Annotated in this window: 13 protein-coding genes; 8 read left to right on the top strand and 5 right to left on the bottom strand. The window is 67.1% G+C overall.

The window, feature by feature from the left end:
- Positions 1-29: 29 nt before the first annotated feature.
- Positions 30-3,338, bottom strand: a complete 3,309-nt coding sequence (locus RW112_RS05310) for a family 78 glycoside hydrolase catalytic domain (protein ID WP_317780723.1) — start codon at positions 3,336-3,338, stop codon at positions 30-32.
- A complete protein-coding gene (locus tag RW112_RS05305) occupies positions 3,335-5,467 on the bottom strand; it encodes a DUF6807 family protein (RefSeq protein WP_317780722.1) in 2,133 nt (710 codons plus the stop codon). The genes RW112_RS05310 and RW112_RS05305 overlap by 4 nt, the downstream gene beginning before the upstream one ends.
- A 349-nt stretch (positions 5,468-5,816) precedes the next feature.
- On the opposite strand from RW112_RS05305, the gene RW112_RS05300 reads away from it, so the two are divergent.
- The 6 genes from RW112_RS05300 (at position 5,817) to RW112_RS05275 (ending at position 11,466) form a co-directional block, all read left to right on the top strand.
- Entirely contained in the window at positions 5,817-6,542 is a 726-nt protein-coding gene (locus tag RW112_RS05300) for a YesL family protein (RefSeq protein WP_317780721.1), read from the top strand.
- A gap of 81 nt (positions 6,543-6,623) precedes the next feature.
- On the top strand, positions 6,624-8,156 hold the full coding sequence (locus RW112_RS05295) for an extracellular solute-binding protein (protein WP_317780720.1): 1,533 nt from the start codon (positions 6,624-6,626) through the stop codon (positions 8,154-8,156).
- Positions 8,153-9,127, top strand: a complete 975-nt coding sequence (locus tag RW112_RS05290; RefSeq protein WP_317780719.1) for an ABC transporter permease — start codon at positions 8,153-8,155, stop codon at positions 9,125-9,127. The genes RW112_RS05295 and RW112_RS05290 overlap by 4 nt, the downstream gene beginning before the upstream one ends.
- Entirely contained in the window at positions 9,127-9,999 is an 873-nt protein-coding gene (locus tag RW112_RS05285; protein WP_317780718.1) for a carbohydrate ABC transporter permease, read from the top strand. The genes RW112_RS05290 and RW112_RS05285 overlap by 1 nt, the downstream gene beginning before the upstream one ends.
- Before the next feature lie 56 nt (positions 10,000-10,055).
- A complete protein-coding gene (locus RW112_RS05280) occupies positions 10,056-10,793 on the top strand; it encodes a rhamnogalacturonan acetylesterase (RefSeq protein WP_317780717.1) in 738 nt (245 codons plus the stop codon).
- A 1-nt stretch (position 10,794) separates the two neighbouring features.
- On the top strand, positions 10,795-11,466 hold the full coding sequence (locus tag RW112_RS05275; RefSeq protein WP_317780716.1) for a DUF1961 family protein: 672 nt from the start codon (positions 10,795-10,797) through the stop codon (positions 11,464-11,466).
- A gap of 39 nt (positions 11,467-11,505) precedes the next feature.
- On the opposite strand, the gene RW112_RS05270 is transcribed toward RW112_RS05275, so the two are convergent.
- From RW112_RS05270 to RW112_RS05260, 3 genes are all read right to left on the bottom strand, one after another.
- On the bottom strand, positions 11,506-12,474 hold the full coding sequence (locus tag RW112_RS05270) for an aldo/keto reductase (RefSeq protein WP_317780715.1): 969 nt from the start codon (positions 12,472-12,474) through the stop codon (positions 11,506-11,508).
- 3 nt (positions 12,475-12,477) lie between these two features.
- Positions 12,478-13,308, bottom strand: a complete 831-nt coding sequence (locus RW112_RS05265; protein ID WP_317780713.1) for an oxidoreductase — start codon at positions 13,306-13,308, stop codon at positions 12,478-12,480.
- A gap of 101 nt (positions 13,309-13,409) precedes the next feature.
- Positions 13,410-14,441, bottom strand: coding sequence for a LacI family DNA-binding transcriptional regulator (locus RW112_RS05260; RefSeq protein ID WP_317780712.1), 1,032 nt, complete (start codon positions 14,439-14,441; stop codon positions 13,410-13,412).
- 228 nt (positions 14,442-14,669) lie between these two features.
- Here RW112_RS05260 and RW112_RS05255 point away from each other — a divergent pair, with 228 nt between their 5' ends.
- Both RW112_RS05255 and rhaI read left to right on the top strand, forming a co-directional pair.
- Positions 14,670-15,017 (top strand): L-rhamnose mutarotase, encoded by a 348-nt coding sequence (locus RW112_RS05255; RefSeq protein ID WP_305942112.1) that lies wholly within the window; start codon positions 14,670-14,672, stop codon positions 15,015-15,017.
- Between the two features lie 77 nt (positions 15,018-15,094).
- Positions 15,095-16,261 carry an L-rhamnose isomerase gene (gene rhaI, locus RW112_RS05250; RefSeq protein ID WP_317780711.1) on the top strand — a complete coding sequence of 389 codons (1,167 nt, stop codon included), beginning with the start codon at positions 15,095-15,097 and terminating at the stop codon, positions 16,259-16,261.
- Position 16,262: the final 1 nt, after the last annotated feature.

Below are 16,262 nucleotides of genomic sequence, written 5' to 3'. Positions count from 1 at the left end.
GGTTTGGCGCGGGTTGAGGCAGCGGCCGGCTATTCCGGGCGGAAGTGCCAGGTTCCCGGGTGGATCCGGAACGTGACGGCGCCGGCGCCGCCTCCGGTGGAGGGTTCGACGACGGCTGCACCCGGCGTCGGGCCGTCCACCGCGTAGCCTCCCACCCCGTAGCTGCCCGCCGGGAGGACAACCGAGGCGCGGACTCCGGCGGGGACCGTGCAGCTCAGTTCCATCCCGGCGGCGCCGCGGCGCCAGCTGGCGGATACCGTGCCGCGCTGGAGCGGGACACTTCCGCGGGCGTGCTCCAGCCGGCAGGCCGGCGGTTCGACGGAAACCTCCGCACCCCCTGCCGTAACCCTGATGCCGAGCAGGTGGGCAAGGATTTCCCGGATTACCGAAGCGGACCAGGCGTGCGACTGGCTGTAGTCCGTGTCCTCGTCCAACTCCCACGCTTCCCAGGTGAAGCTGGCCCCGGATGCCAGCAGCCGCGCCCAGCCGGGCTGCCCGGGGTCGGTCAGCAGGTCCAGCACGTCGTCCACCAGCCCCGCTGCGAGCAGGGCGCGGACCAGCCGGTGCACCGTCATGGGTCCCTGGCGCATCCCCATCGCGGCCAGGCGCCGGCCGTCGCGCTGGACCCACTCCGCCGGGGTGATGCCAAGCGACAACGGGAACGACGTGGCGTGCTGGGACGCGTGGCCACTGGGGGATCCGTCCGGCTTCAGCCCGTCCACCATCACGCCATCCACGCGCAGGCGGGCGTTAATCGCGGCAGCAAGGTCAGCCGACTGTGAGCGGTACCCGGCAGCTTCCCGCGTCCGCCCCGTCAGCCCGCACAGCCCGGCCACCGCGTCCAGGACAGACACGGCCTGGGCATTGACCGTGGTTTTCGCGGCACACTCCATGTCGTAGCCGAACCGCCCGGGCGCCGGCCAGTCCACAATCCCGTTCAGGTACGGGCCGGACCCGCCGCCGAGGCAAGTGACGAGTCCCGCCGTCGGGCCGTCAACCGCGATGTACCGCAACACGTAACCGGCGGTGGCACGCAGCGCCGGCAGCAGCTCTTCCACCAGGGCGGTGTCGCCGCTGTTCCGGTGGTAGTCCTCCACCCATTCGGGCATCATCAGGGAGAAATCCGGGATGTCGCGCTTGCCGTCGCCGTTGGGATAAACCGCGTTGTAGCGGCCGTGGTCGTCGCCGTCGGACCAGTACCTCTCGGCCGACGCAGCAAACTCGCGCAGGGCCTGGGCCGTCAGGTTGCGCTCGCCGAACAGCGCCATGGTGGCGTACGAAATGTTCACCGCGTCGCCCAGGAACTGGCCTTTTTCGCGGGTGGGAGTGTCCACAAACTGCTCCTGCGCGCCGTATAGGGCGGAATCGCGAAGCAGCGTGAACACGGCGTCCAGCACCGGATCGGAACTGCTGAAGGAACCTTCGCAGGAATGCCGGGAATGTACGACGACGGCGCCCGCCGCGGTGATTTCGTCCGCCGGGATTCCGGGTACTTCGAGGTACCGGAACCCCAGGTGGACGGCGGCTTCGTAGCGCTGCGGACCGTCGGCCTGGGTATAGGGGAAGGACATGTCCGTGTTCTGGCTGGCGGACTTGCCGCGGTCTATCCGGCCGTCCGGGGCCAGCGCGTAGCCGGCGCGGATCATGACCGTGCGGCCGGCCTCTCCGGCGGCGAAGTCCACCACCGGCCGGGCGGGCAGTACGCGCCCGAAGTCGGCAACCACCGTTCCGTCCCTGGCTGTGAGAAGCCGGGCGGCGGTGGAGGGTGTCCTGGCCAGGAAGGTGCGCCGGGGACGTATGGCCGGGAAGTCCGCGATCGGGTGCCTGCCGAGCGTCGTCGCCTGTTCCCAGGTGGCGGACCCGGGGGCTTGAGGAGCGCCGGGGGCGGTCGCATCCAGGTGCTCCACCGGATCGCCTTCGTCATTCCGGTAACCGGACTGCCGGTAGGGGCCCTCGGCCACCTGCCAGCCCGGCCCCGAGCCGAAGACCTCGCGGCGGCCGTCGTCGTAGTCGACGTGAAGCTGGGCCAGGAGCCCTGGAACACCGGCAGCCCTGCCCTGGCCCGGCCCGTACCAGTGCACCCGGGCCGAGAGGACCGCGCGACGTCGGCCGTTCTGTCCGGGTTCCGCCTGCAGCAGGGCGGTGACGTCGGAGGCGTCGTAATAGCCTTCGCCGGGGTAACCGAAGGAGGAGGTCTCCAGGCAGGTTGCGCCGTCGATGCGGAACTCTGCCTGGTGGCTGGCCGCGGCAAACAGCCTGGCGCGCACCACCTTGCCGGTGAGGGCCACCTCGGTGCGGGCCAGGGTCCATTCATCCGGCTGGCGGTGCGTGGTGGCGCGGGTCCACTCGCCGAGGCATTCGCGGGCGCGGCCGGCTCCGGCGTCAAAGCGATGTTCCAGGAGCGCAGTGCCGGCCGTGCTGCGGCTGCCACCGGCCATGACTGCCGGAGCGGCGTCCATGGCGAGGAAGGAGGCGTACTCGGCCTGGCTGCGCGGGCCCTGGTGGAGGGCCAGGCTTCCGTGGAACCCGGCGGGAGCGGGTTCGTCCACGCTGAAGAGCCCCACGCCGTCGAGCGTCACCGCAATGCTGCGGCCGTCATCCGTGACTGCAAGGTCCTGCCAGCATCCGGGGACCAGGTCCTTGCCGGGCAGCCGTTCCTGGCTAGCCTTCGCATGGCGGTCCAGCCGGGCGCTCGCCAAGATTTCGGTGGCGGGCACGGCAGGGGAGGGGATCTCCCACCGGGCGGCACGCCGGAGGACCACGCTGCCGGCAGAATCCAGCTCCACCAGCAGGCCGGTGCCGGGACCGGTGGTGCGGAGCAGGACGCCGGCCCAGCCCATGACCGGCCGAAGGCGCACTTCCAGCCGGACCCTGCGGACGGGCGGGCAGGGGACGGGGAGGTAAGGCGAACCGGCGACCCGCAATGCGCCGTCAAAGATTTCCAGCGGAGCCCTGCCGCCGGGTTGCCTGCGGATCCATTCCGCGTCCCAGTCCGGCGCATCGAGTCCCGTGCTGAACTCCTGCGGCGCGGACCAGTGCCCGGGTACGCCGGCGGCGTCGTGTACGCGGACGGTCCAGCGGTAGTCGGCGTCGGGCGCGAGCTCCGGGCCGCCATAAACCACATAGTGCTGCTGGCGGGAGACGACGATGCCCGAATCCCAGAGCTGCGCTCCGCCCGCATCGCTCAGGCGGAGCTGGTAGGCGCTCTGATGGGAGGAGGCGGGGTCGCTGCCCGCCCCGGCCTCCAGTTCCCAGCCAAAGTGCGGGCGCTTTGAGGCCGTCAGGCAGGCTTCCAGCCCGTCCGTGAGAAGTGCGACGGCGGCAAGCTGGCCGGTCACTTGCTTCCGGCCAATGCCGCAGCTTCAGCCGGGGTGAGAATGCCGTCCGCGATCCAGACAGAGAAGGAACGCCGGACCGATTCCCCTGCGGCGAGGATCACCGGCCGGTCCCAGGCCAGTGCCGAGCCCACGCCGGGGTAGCCGGACAACCTGACGAACCAGGGGTCGAGTGCCTCGGCAGGGGCGGCGAACAGGAGGCTGGCCGCGCCCGCCGCGAAGTCCGCCGTCCATGCCAGCCACGGCGACAGGGAGCCGTGGACCCCGGCCTCACCCCGCTGGTCTGCGGTGAAAACCTCGGCCCCCGTGCAGGCGGGAAACCGCCAGAAGAATCCGCCGTAGCCGCTTCCGGCGGCCCCGTTGGAACCGGGCCCGCCCAGCGAGGCGTCGACGACGGCGGTCAGTTCCGTGGCAAGGTCCAGGCGCCACGTGCGCCGGTCCACCCGGCTGCTGCGGGTGATGCGGCGCTCGCGGAGGACTTCGCTGCCGTCCGTTGCCTGCCAGACCAGGTCCTGGTGCAGGGCTTCGCTGCCCGGCGACGCTGGCTCCAAAGCGGCGGCGAGCTGCACGATCCTGCCGTGGTCCGGGCGTTCCTCGTACCGTCCGGAGCCGCGGCTGTAGATTTTGCCGCCCCAGAAATTCGTGCCGTTGACATCCTGCAGGGCGATGCCGGCGCCCAGATGCCACGGGTGGTCCGCCGGCAGGTGGTCCGTCACGGTGACACCGCCGAGGGTCCGCACGGGGTGCAGGTAGGGGCGGGGGGAGAGCCGCGCCGCGACGGCGGACCCGTCGCAGACGGTGGCGAGGGCCACGGAAGCGGGCGCCCGGGTGCCGCTCCGCGCGCCAGGTTCCGTACCGCCGTCGTGCCCGGAAAGCGACAAGGCATCCGCGTGGCCGTCCGCCGGCCGCGCCCAAGGCAGGCCGAGTTCGCTGAAGGTGGCGTGCGCCGCCGTCGCGCGTTCCAGGGCATCTTCGACGCCGGTGATCACGGCGTGCGCGGAGTCGCCGTTGCCCACCCAATGGACATGCCGAGCATCGACGAGCGCCGGAGGTTCGGCGGTGCGGATGGCTTCCAGCACGCGCATGAAGGCGCCGCTGTCCGCGAGGGAACTGATCAGGGGAGCGCTGCCGGGGTGGTCAGGCGAGCGGCGGTGCCGCAGATGGTCTAGGAGGTTCTCCGTGAGGTCGTCCCGGCCGAAGACCTCGTGGCGTTCGCCCGCGGCTGTGCTGACGCTGAGGCGGTCCTCGGTGTAGTGGAACACCGCGGTGCCTTCGCTTCCCTGAAGCGTGACATAGGGTTCCACGGATTCAGTGGCGCAAAGGGTCAGCGCGCATGTGATGGGAAGGCCGGAGGCGGTGCGGACGCGGATAACGGAGGTGTCGTCGGATTCGATGTCGTTGGCGCGGTAAAGGTCCGTTTCCACCGACGAGAGATCATCCACGGTCCGTGCCCCGGCGATTCGCAAGGCAGTGGCGATCGCGTGGGCCAGCGGATTCGTGGCCACTCCGTCCACCACGTCAACGCCGTCCAGGTTTCGCTTGCCCGCCCAGCGGGACCGCTTGTAGTACGCGCGGTCGCGTACCCAGCGCCCGGTGGCTGTGACTCCCAGGAGGGAGCCGATTTCGCCGGCCGCGAGCAGTTCCCCGATGGCTTGGAGGGCATGCGAGCCCAGGCTCTGGAAACCTATCTGGACAGTCCGCCCCGCCGCCGCCGCGGCGTCCTGGAGGCGGTTGAAGTCCGCCAGGGAGGCGACCGGGGGCTTCTCGAGATACAGGTCGGCGTGGGGTAGGGCGGCGAGTGCCAGGGGTGCGTGCGTCTGGATGGGTGTGGCCACAATGACGAGGTCGAGCTCCGGCGTTGCCGCAAGGAGTTCGTCGAGCGTGCTGAAGACTGCCGTTTCGGGGGGAAGCGCGCCGGCGGCCGGGGGATTCGGATCGGCCACGGCTACGAGCGTCACGTCCCCGCTGGCCTGGAGCCGTTCGAGGTTGCGGAGGTGGTGGGTGCCGAAACCATGGACGCCAACGAGCGCCACCCTGGCTGCGGCAGGGGCTGGGGCAGGGGCTGAGGCGCTTTTGCGCTCTGCAGCGGGGATGGGGCGTTCTTCCGGGACGGGCGCGGACAGGGTGCCCATGGCTCTCCTCTTCTGTCCCCGGGACGGTGCTGTCCCGGAATTCTTCTCTCCCCGGGATGGGGTTGACGTCGGTGTCGTTGTGGGAATATCTCTGCGGAACTTCGCCGGGCAGGGCCCGTTGCACGCACTGCCCCCGGCGCCGGGGAAGGCCTGGACGGCAGCTGGTAAGCGCTTTCCACATTACTGCTGTGGCCAGTGTACCGCTAGCTGTCGAGTTATGTAACGATTCAAATTCTGCCTTGACCGGTAATGCAAATGCGTCTAGATTTTCCAGAAACCGCTTACTGACGTGACGTGGACCACTATGGCCCTCGTTTCTGCAACGATGGAGATCCGAAGGGGGCTGGCTGTGCTGACTGGAAGTTTTAGCGCCAAGGCGTACTCATTTTTCGACACCCTGCTGTGGATTGCCTGCCTGAACCTGCTGTGGATCGTGTTCTCACTGGCCGGACTGGGCGTGTTCGGGGTGGGGCCTGCCACGGCGGCGGCGCAGGTCCTGGTGCGCCGCCGGGTCCGGGGTGAGGCTGCTCCGCTGCCCAGGTCCTTCGCGAGGGAATACGGCCGCAACTTCGGCCGCGGCAACGGCCTGGCGCTCCCGGTCCTGCTGGCCGGAGCGGCCCTTGCCCTGAATTGGAACTACTTCTCCCGCTCCGCCGACCTCCCGTCGCAACTGCTGGCGGCCGGCACCTTTGCGGGCGCCATCTTCCTGGTGGCCGTTGCGTGCCACCTGTTTCCCCTGTTTGCCCGCTATGAACTCCCTCTGGCGCAGTACCTCCTGATGTCCTCGCGGTTCGCCCTACGGCACCTTGCCGGCACGGCAATCCTGCTCTTCGTGACGGCCGCCGCCTACTTCGCCAGCCAGTCGCTACCGGGGCTGATCCCTTTCTTCAGCATCGGAGCCTGGCTCTACGCCACCGGCTGGCTGTGCGACCGGTTTTTCACTGCCAATGACGAATCCGTGACCGGCCCTGCAGTGGACACGGATGCACGCGCTCGCTCCGACGCACGCTCCGACGCGGGCTCGGCCGACCGCGCACACGGCCCTCTGAATGAAACGTATCAAAGCGCCAGCTGACCGGTACTGACGCCCCGAAGACAACTCCCGAACACCCGAACCAAATCCCGAAACAAACCCCGAAGAAGTGGAAACGGAAACATGATGATCCCTAGAAACCTCAGCCTGGCGGCCGCCGTCGTGACCGCCGCCGCCCTGACCCTCACTGCATGCAGCGGAGGTGAAGCGCCGGCAGCGGATTCGTCGAAGATCAGCATCATGGCGCCGTTCCTTGAAGCGCAGCCACCGGCGGCCGACGGCGCCGTGCAGCAGAAGCTCGAGGAGCTCACCGGCAAGGACGTGAGCATCACGTGGACACCGAATGCCTCCTACGAGGACAAGATGAACATCACCCTGGCCTCCTCCGAGATCCCCCAGGTCATGGTGGTGCAGAGCAAGTCGCCCGGCTTCGTCAAGAACGCAGAGGCCGGCGCTTTCTGGGACCTCACCGACAAGCTGGGCGATTACCCGAACCTGAAGACCACGTTCCCGGACGTGCAGAACAATGCCAGCGTCAACGGCAAGGTCTACGGCGTCTTCCGTGCCCGTAATCCCATCCGGGCGGCCGTGATGTTCCGCCAGGACTGGCTGGACAAGCTCGGACTGGCGGCACCTGAAACCACCGAAGACCTGTACAAGGTGGCCAAGGCCTTCACCGAGCAGGACCCGGACGGCAACGGCCAGAACGACACCTGGGGCATCACCATTCCCAAGTGGGGCGCGCTCGGCTCCAACAGCCCGTACGACATCATCGAGGAGTGGTACGGGGCCGGCAACCGGTGGACCGAAAAAGACGGCAAGCTGATCCCGAGCTTCGACACCGAAGAGTTCCTTGAAGCCAACCGGTTCGTCAAGAAGATGGTGGACGAGAAGCTCATCAACCCGGACTTTGCCACCTTCGACGGCACTAAATGGAATGAGCCGTTCTTCAACGGCAAGGGCGGCATCATTGTCGACGTCGACTCCCGCGTCAGCGTGCTGATCAACCTGTTCAAGCAGGCCAACCCGAACGATTTCCAGAACAAGGTGGGGTTCGTCGGCAACCTCAAGGGACCGGACGGCGAACTGCATGCACACCCCACCGACGGCTACTCCGGCTTCCTGGCCGTGCCCAAGACCAGCGTCCGCACCGAGGCTGAGCTGAAGAACGTCCTGGAATTCCTAAACACCATGAACGGCAAGGAAGTGGCCACACTGCTCAACAACGGCATCGAAGGCGTTAACTTCACTGTCGAGGACGGCAAGGCAGCCACCATCAAGCCGGAAACGGCCGAGGGCAAGGCCGTCTCCACGGATATCAAGAGCTACGCCCAGCTGGGCACCAACGTCACCGGCAACAACTTCTACCCGGTCAAGCAGGCCTCCGACTACGAGCAGGAAGTCTTCGACAAGCGGGTTGAGGTTATGGCCGAGGACCTGAAGAGCGCCGTCTACAACCCTGCCGCGGCGTTCGTCTCACCCACCTACGTGGCCAAGGGGGCCCAGCTGGACAACATCGTGGCTGACGCCCGGATCAAGTACCTGGCCGGGCAGATCGATGAGCAGGGCCTGAAGGATGCCATCAAGCTGTGGAAGAGCAGCGGCGGCGACAAGGTCCAGGAAGAGATCAACAAGCTGTGGCAGGACAGCAAGTGACAACGTCCGCCCTTGACGTCAAAGCCCCGGAGCAGGCGCCGCCACCCGCGCCTGCCCCGGGGCGGCGACGCCGCTTCGCGGTCCACTTCGCTCACTACAAGTGGCTCTATCTCCTCCTGCTGCCGGGCGTCATCTACTTTGCAGTCTTCCGGTACGCCCCGATGTACGGGGTCAGCATTGCCTTCAAGGACTACGTTCCGTTCCTGGGCGTCAACGCCAGCCCGTGGGTGGGGTTCCAGCATTTCCAGGACTTCTTCTCCAACCCTGACTTTCCGCGGCTGCTGGGCAACACCCTGATCCTGGCGTTCCTGAACCTGGGGATCGCGTTCCCGCTGACCATCGTCCTGGCGCTGCTGCTTAACGAAGTCCGCCTGTCCGTCCTCAAGCGCACGGTCCAGACGCTCGTCTACATCCCGCACTTCCTGTCCTGGACCATCGTGGCGTCGCTGAGCTTCCTGCTGTTCGCCCTGGACTTCGGGCCGCTGTTCCTGTTCCTCAACTCCGTGCTGGGCACCAACATCGACTTCCTGTCCGATCCGAACTGGTTCCGGCCGCTCATTGTGCTCCAGGAAATCTGGAAGAACACCGGCTGGGGAACCATCATCTTCCTGGCTGCCCTGGCCACCGTTGACCAGGACCAGTACGAGGCCGCCATCATCGACGGCGCCGGCCGGTTCCGCCGGGTCTGGCACATCACGCTGCCGGGCATCCGCTCCACCATCATCGTGATGCTCATCCTGGCGATCGGCCAGATGCTGAACACCGGCTTCGAACAGATCTACCTCATGACCAACGCCCTCAACCGGAGCGTGGCCGACGTCTTTGATACCTACGTGTACTTCGTGGGCATCACCCAGGGCGCCTACAGCTACAGCACCGCCGTCGGACTCTTCAAATCCTTGGTGGGCATTGTGCTGATCTTCGGCACCAACTGGCTGGCCAAGCGATTCAACCAGAGCGGACTGTTCTAATGAAGATTCACAACACCACCGGCGGACGGATCTTCGACGCCGCCAACTACGTCTTCCTGGTGCTGATCGGCGTCCTGACCCTGCTGCCCTTCGTCTACGTGTTCGCCGGCTCCTTTGCCACCGAAGCGGAGATCACCCGCCGGGCCTTCTTCGTCTGGCCGGAGCAGTTCAGCCTGGACTCCTACGAGTACATCTTCTCCACCCCGGCGTTCATCCGGGCGCTGGTCACCACGGTGCTGGTCACGGCCGTGGGCACCGTGGTCCAGCTGGTCCTGACAGTCACCATGGCCTACCCGCTGGCCAAGCGGAACCTGCGCGGCCGTCAGCTGATCCTGTCCCTGGTGGTTTTTGCCATGGTGTTCTCCGGCGGCATGATCCCCACGTTCCTGCTGATCAAGGACCTTGGCCTGCTCAACAGCTACTGGGCGCTGATCCTGCCTGCTGCGATCAACCCGTTCAGCCTGATCATCATCAAAAACTTCTTCCAGGAGCTCCCCGCCGAGCTGGAAGAGTCGGCCAAGATGGACGGCGCCACGGAAATCGGGATCCTCTGGCGGATCCTGCTGCCGCTGTCCAAACCGGTGCTGGCCACATTCGCGCTGTTCTACGCCGTGGGCATCTGGAACGACTTCATGTCGCCACTGCTGTACCTGAGCGACAACTCCAAGTGGACCCTGCAGATGTACCTGCGCCAGGTCACCGCGTCCAGCGACCTCCTCGGCACGGGCAACGTGGATCCGAACTACATCCCGCCCGAACAGGGCATCAAATTCGCCGTGATTGTGGTGGCCACACTGCCCATCCTGATCTTCTATCCGTTCCTGCAGAAGCACTTCGCCAAGGGCATGCTGATCGGCTCCGTCAAGGGCTGAGCCGGCATCCGCACGGCCCTGACGGCACACGCATCCACTCCAACAGAAAGCACAGCATGAAAATCCTGCTCGCCGGAGATTCCACGGTGGCCACCTGTCCCACCCACGAGTACCCCATGAGCGGCTGGGGCGCCCGGCTGCCCCGGCATGTCTACGCCTGGGCCGCCGTGCACAACTTCGCCAAAGGCGGGGCCAGCACCGAATCCTTCCGCGAAGAAGGGCTCTGGGGGCAGCTCCTGGAAACCGCCGGGGCGGCCGACCTGGTGCTCATCCAGTTCGGCCACAACGACCAGAAGCGCCCCCACCTCGCCGCCAGGACGGGGTACGCGGCCAACCTCCGCCGCATGGTGGCGGAGGTCCGGGAACACGGCGCGGTGCCGGTGCTCTGCACGCCGGTGGAGCGTCGGCACTTCCTGGCCGGCCCGGGCGCCGGCGTCCAGGCCGGCCTGGAGGAGAGCCTTGAGGACTATCCCGAAGTGGTCCGCGAAATCGCACTCGAACTGCACGTCGCCGTCGTGGACCTCAACGCCTGGACCCGGTCCCTGTACTTGCAGCTGGGAGTTGAGGAATCGGCGTCGCTGTTCTGCCATTTCGGCCCCGGCGAGCATGCGCACTGGCCTGCCGGACTGACGGACAACACGCATTTCTCCCGGCGTGGAGCGTCCCTGGTCGCCGGGGAAGTAGCCAGGCAGCTCGGGCTGCCCGGCTTCGGACCGGATGCCCTGCCGGGCTCCCGTGGAAGCAAGACGGCGGGACGTACGACGGCGGGGCTCACGACGGCGGGGCGGGGCTAGGTTGGGGACGCCACCGGCCGGCACGGACACGCTGTACAGCAACCCCCTGGCCGGACCGGCGGATGTGTCAGGCTGGGTGGCGGAAGGGCCGCTCAGCCTTGGCGCCCACGGCGGCGCGCTCGAACTCTCCGGCTCCCTGGACGACGGGGAATTCGGCGACCACGCCCACTGGACCTTCTGGTGCCCGGTGGAGTTCCCGGACGGCATCCGGATCACCTGGGAGTTCCTGCCCCTTGCGGAGCCGGGGCTGGCCATGCTGTTCTTTTCGGCAACGGGCCAGGGCGGACAGGACCTGTTTTCGGCGGACCTCGCGCGGCGCACCGGCTACTACCCGCAGTACCATTCGGGCGACATCAACGCCCTTCACGTTTCCTACTTCCGGCACAAGTACGCCTCCGAGCGGGCCTTTCGTACCTGCAACCTGCGGAAGAGCGCCGGTTTCGAGCTGGTGGCCCAGGGCGCGGACCCGCTGCCGCCCGCGGAAGACGCCACGGATTTCTACCGTTTGGAACTCGTGAAGGACGGGCCGCGCGTGCGGTTCTCCATCAACGGACTGCCGCTGTTTGAGTGGCGGGACTCCTCGGACAAGGTCCTTGGCGGGGGCTACCTCGGGTTCCGGCAGATGGCACCGCTCCGGGCCGCCTACCGGAACCTCACGGTCGAGAAAATCTAGCCCCCGCCGCGAAAACCGGCGTTGCCGTCCGGTGCCCGGTCAATACCCGGTAGGCATCCGCGGGGTGTACGCCCCTTCCAGCCGGCTCACCTGTTCATCGGTGAGCCGGATGTCGAGGGCGGCGGCGGCATCGCTGAGGTGGCGGCTCTTGGTCGCTCCCACGATGGGGGCGGCCACGGAGGGGTTGCGCAGCACCCATGCCAGCGCCACCTGGGCCATGGGCACGCCCTGTTCCTGGGCGACGCGCTGCACGGCATCGACGATGGGCTGGTCGTCATCGCTGAAGAACCGGCGCTGCATCGGATCCGTGTCCGCGCGCTTGGTGTGTTCGCCCCAGGGCCGGGTGAGCCGCCCCTTGGCGAGCGGGCTCCAGGGGATGCTGCCCACGCCCTGGTCCGCCAGGAGCGGGAACATCTCGCGTTCCTCCTCCCGCTGCATGAGGCTGTACTGGTTTTGCATCGAGACAAACCTGGTCCAGCCGTGCAGGCCGGCGGTGTGCTGCATCTTGGCGAACCGCCACGCCCACATCGACGACGCTCCGATGTACCGTGCCTTGCCGGCCTTCACCACGTCATGGAGGGCCTCCATCGTTTCCTCGATCGGCACCTCGGGGTCGAAGCGGTGGATCTGGTAGAGGTCCACGTAGTCCGTTCCGAGGCGGGACAACGACGCATCCACCTGTTCCATGATGGCTTTGCGCGACAGACCGGATCCGCCCGGACCGTCGTGCATCTTGAAGTGCACCTTGGTGGCGAGCACCACGTCCTCCCGGCGGGTGTACTTCCTGATGGCGCGCCCGACGATTTCCTCGGAGCTGCCGAAACCGTAGACATTGGCGGTGTCCCAGAACGTGATGCCCAGTTCCACGGCCTGGCGGAAGACCGGCTCCGCTTCCGCGTCGCCCAGTGCCCATTCATTGAATCCCTGGGACGTGTCGCCGAAACTCATGCAGCCCAGCGCGATGCGGCTGACTTTCAGGCCGGACTGGCCCAGTCGGGTGTACTCCATCGCTCAGCCCTCGATCCCGGTGCTGAGGCTGAGGTCCCGCCACGTGTCCAGTTCCGTGCGCTCCGCTTCGGCGACGGCGGCAAAGGCGTTGAACGCGTCTTTGCCGAGCACCATCAGCGACGGCGGGTTCGGGCTTTCGGTGACGGCCAGGATGGCCTCCGCCGCCTTGGCAGGGTCCCCCGGCTGGGTGCCGTGGACGGTGTCGTTCTCCTTGCGCCGTTTCCCGGCCGTCTCCGCGTAGTCATCGATGGGCGTCGCCGACTGGGTGAGTGAGCGGCCGGCGAAGTCCGTGCGGAAGGCACCCGGTTCAATGACGGTGACGTTGATGCCGAGCGGCTGCAGTTCCTTGTGGAGGGATCCGGACAGGCCCTCCAGGGCCGCCTTGGTTGCCGAGTAGTAGCCCGATCCGGCAGGCGAGATGCGCGCTCCGATGGAGGAGATGTTCAGGATTGACCCGGACCGCTTGGCACGCATGTCCGGGAGGACTGCCTTGATCATGTCGACGGCGCCGAAAACGTTCGTGTCGAACAACTGCCGGATGTCGGCGTCGTCCGCTTCCTCCACCGCGGCGCGGTAGCCGTAGCCGGCATTGTTGACGAGGACGTCGACGCCTCCGAAGCGCGTCCGGGCCTGCTGCACCGCCGCGCTGATCTGATCGCGGTCGGTGACGTCGAGGGGGAGGGCAAGCGCCGTGTCGGGGTAGGCAGCCGCGATGTCCTCAAGCGTGGCGGCGTTCCGGGCGGTGACGGCGGCGTTGTGGCCGCTGGCGAGCACCGCCTGGGCGAGGGCACGGCCGAGTCCGGTGGAGCATCCTGTGATGAGCCATGTAGCCATGGGGGCGTTCCTTTCGTGGTGACTTCCGTCCATCCAACAGGCGCCGGTCCCGGCGCGGAAGGGCCTGCTGATACACGTACTCCCAGTGCCTCCCTCCCGCGTCAGGCAGCGGTGGCGGCCTCGGGGCCGGCAGTGCTTTGGCGCACCACAAGTTCCGGCGTGAAGATCACGGCCCGGTGCTTGGGCTTGTCGGATTCCAGTTCCTCGGCCAGCAGCTCGATGGCGGTCCGTCCGAGTGCTTCCGTAGGCTGCCGGATCGAGGACAGCGGCACCACGGCGGACACGGCGAAATCGATGTCGTCGTAGCCGATCAGGGCGATGTCCTCCGGGATCCGCAGCGTGCGAAGCATGGTGAGGGACTGCATCACGCCGAGCGCCAGCAGGTCGTTGGCGCAAAACACGCCGTCCGGAAGTTCCCCGGCGCTTCGGCGGGCCAGCTGGTCGCCCGCGCCGCGGCCCGCCAGGACCGTTTGCCCTGCGGAATCCAGCACCTCCAGCGACGCGTCCGGAACTTCGGCGACGGCGCGCTGCGCCCCCTGGAGGCGGTCAGCCACCTGGCGTATCGACGTCGGGCCTCCCACGAAAGCCAGCCGACGGCGGCCGATGTCCAGCAGGTGCCGCGCCGCAAGGTAACCGCCGGCGTCGTCGTCGACGGAAACTGAACTGTACTTCGCCTCATCGGCGAGACGGTCCACCAGGACGGTGGGCACGCCGCGTTCGCGGAGCTGGTCGAGCCGTTCGGTGACGTCGCCCACCGGCGAAATCAGCAGGCCCTGGACCCGCTGCTCCTGGAAGAGGTCGATGTAGTTTGACTCGCGTCCCGCGTCGTGCCCGCTGTCCCCGAGCAGGACGGCGCTTCCCTGGAGGGCGGCAGCATCCTCGGCGGCGCGGACCACGGACGTGAAGAAGGGGTTGCCGACGTCGAGGACTATCAGGCCGATGGTGCGGCTGTGGCCGGCACGGAGCTGGCGGGCGGCGTCATTGCGTATGAAGCCGAGCTCGTCGATGGCCTGCAGAACCCGGTCCTTGGTCCGCTGCGACACCCGGTCCGGGTAGTTCAGGACATTGGACACCGTTCCCACCGCCACGCGGGCATGGTTCGCAACATCTTTGATGCTGGCTGACCGTGACATGTTTCTCCAAGCTCTCTCGTGCGGGGCGGCGGGTGCAACCGCCTGGATCAACCCCCCCCCGGCCCAATTGTCCGTGCCCGGCCCGCGTTCCCCGGCCAGCGAAACGGCATGCGGCCGGATGAACCCTTTTCATCCACTGACAATTGCTTGACACCTACTCGACTTCAAGAGTACTTTGAATCGTAACAATGAAACGATTCAAAGATTTGGAATTCAGGAGAGTCGCAGATGAGGGTGTGTTTTCGCTCCTCGGTCCAACCCGGACTGATCGATGAGTACAGGCGCCGGCACGCCGCCGTCTGGCCGGACATGCTCCGGGCCCTGAAGGATGCGGGCTGGCACAACTACTCGCTCTTCCTCGGCCCTGACGGGCTGCTGGTGGGCTACCTGGAATGCGACGATTTCGACGCCGTCCGGGCGCGGATGGCGCTCACCGAAGTCAATGCACGTTGGCAGGCCGAAATGGCCACACTGTTCGCTAACACGGACCAGGCCCCCGACGAAGGGTTCCTGGTCCTCGAAGAAGTCTTCAATCTTGACGATCAGCTCGCGGCGGCGGAGTCCACGACGAGCTGATCCACCCGGGCTCCAGCAGCGGGGCCGCAGCACCACCACCCAAACCGCAGCACCACAAGACATCGGAAAGAACCATCATGAATGACGTAGCAACGGCGCTGGGCAGGCTCGGAGAGCTTGCCATCGAGGTCCCCTCGTGGGCCTATGGAAATTCAGGCACACGCTTCAAGGTGTTCGGTACGCCGGGCACCCCGCGGACGGTGCAGGAGAAGATTGCGGACGCCGCGAAAGTGCACGAGCTCACGGGCCTGGCGCCCACCGTTGCGCTGCACATTCCGTGGGACAAGGTGGATGACTACGCAGCCCTGCGCGAGTACGCGGCGGGCCTCGGCGTGGGGCTGGGCACCATCAACTCGAACACGTTCCAGGATGACGAGTACAAGTTCGGTTCCCTGACGTCCTCGAACGAGTCCGTCCGCCGCCGGGCGATCGACCACCACCTCGAATGCATCGGGATCATGCACGCCACGGGCTCCCGTGACCTGAAAATCTGGCTGGCGGACGGTACCAACTACCCGGGTCAGGACGACATGCGCGGCCGCCAGGACCGGCTGGCGGAGTCCCTGCAGGAGATCTACGCCGGCCTGGGCGGGGAGCAGCGGCTGGTGCTGGAGTACAAATTCTTCGAGCCCGCTTTTTATCACACCGACGTCCCGGACTGGGGCACGTCCTACGCACAGACGCTGGCGCTGGGGGAGAAGGCATTCGTTTGCCTGGACACCGGGCATCACGCTCCGGGCACGAACATCGAGTTCATCGTGATGCAGCTGCTGCGCCTGGGCAAGCTGGGTTCCTTTGACTTCAACTCGCGCTTCTACGCGGATGACGACCTGATCGTCGGTGCCGCGGATCCGTTCCAGCTGTTCCGCATCATGTACGAGGTGATCCGCGGCGGCGGGTTCGGCAAGGAGTCCGGCGTGGCGCTCATGCTGGACCAGTGCCACAACCTGGAGGAGAAGATCCCGGGCCAGATCCGCTCGGTGCTCAACGTCCAGGAAATGACCGCCCGCGCCCTGCTGGTGGACACCGCGGCCCTGGGCGAAGCCCAGCGTGCCGGGGATGTCCTGGCTGCGAACGCGGTGTTCAACGACGCGTTCTACACGGACGTCCGCCCGGCCCTGGCGCAGTGGCGTGAATCCCGCGGCCTGCCCGCGGACCCGATGGCCGCCTTCAAGGCCAGCGGCTACCAGAAACAGATCAACGAGGACCGCGTCGGCGGCCAGCAAGCCGGATGGGGCGCCTGAG

It is taken from the genome of Arthrobacter sp. B10-11, from assembly GCF_033142195.1.
In the GTDB taxonomy this organism is placed as follows: Bacteria; Actinomycetota; Actinomycetes; order Actinomycetales; family Micrococcaceae; genus Arthrobacter; species Arthrobacter oryzae_C.
The sequence above is the reverse complement of the archived record's forward strand: the minus strand, read 5'-3'. Positions and strand labels throughout refer to the sequence as shown.

Excerpts from the sequence above, each read along its gene's own strand:
- RW112_RS05260 (WP_317780712.1), bottom strand. The coding sequence starts at position 14,441 with ATGTCACGGTCAGCCAGCATCAAAGATGTTGCGAACCATGCCCGCGTG.
- RW112_RS05265 (WP_317780713.1), bottom strand. The coding sequence starts at position 13,308 with ATGGCTACATGGCTCATCACAGGATGCTCCACCGGACTCGGCCGTGCC.
- RW112_RS05295 (WP_317780720.1), top strand. The coding sequence starts at position 6,624 with ATGATGATCCCTAGAAACCTCAGCCTGGCGGCCGCCGTCGTGACCGCC.
- RW112_RS05255 (WP_305942112.1), top strand. The coding sequence starts at position 14,670 with ATGAGGGTGTGTTTTCGCTCCTCGGTCCAACCCGGACTGATCGATGAG.
- rhaI (WP_317780711.1), top strand. The coding sequence starts at position 15,095 with ATGAATGACGTAGCAACGGCGCTGGGCAGGCTCGGAGAGCTTGCCATC.
- RW112_RS05285 (WP_317780718.1), top strand. The coding sequence starts at position 9,127 with ATGAAGATTCACAACACCACCGGCGGACGGATCTTCGACGCCGCCAAC.
- RW112_RS05305 (WP_317780722.1), bottom strand. The coding sequence starts at position 5,467 with ATGGGCACCCTGTCCGCGCCCGTCCCGGAAGAACGCCCCATCCCCGCT.
- RW112_RS05270 (WP_317780715.1), bottom strand. The coding sequence starts at position 12,474 with ATGGAGTACACCCGACTGGGCCAGTCCGGCCTGAAAGTCAGCCGCATC.
- RW112_RS05280 (WP_317780717.1), top strand. The coding sequence starts at position 10,056 with ATGAAAATCCTGCTCGCCGGAGATTCCACGGTGGCCACCTGTCCCACC.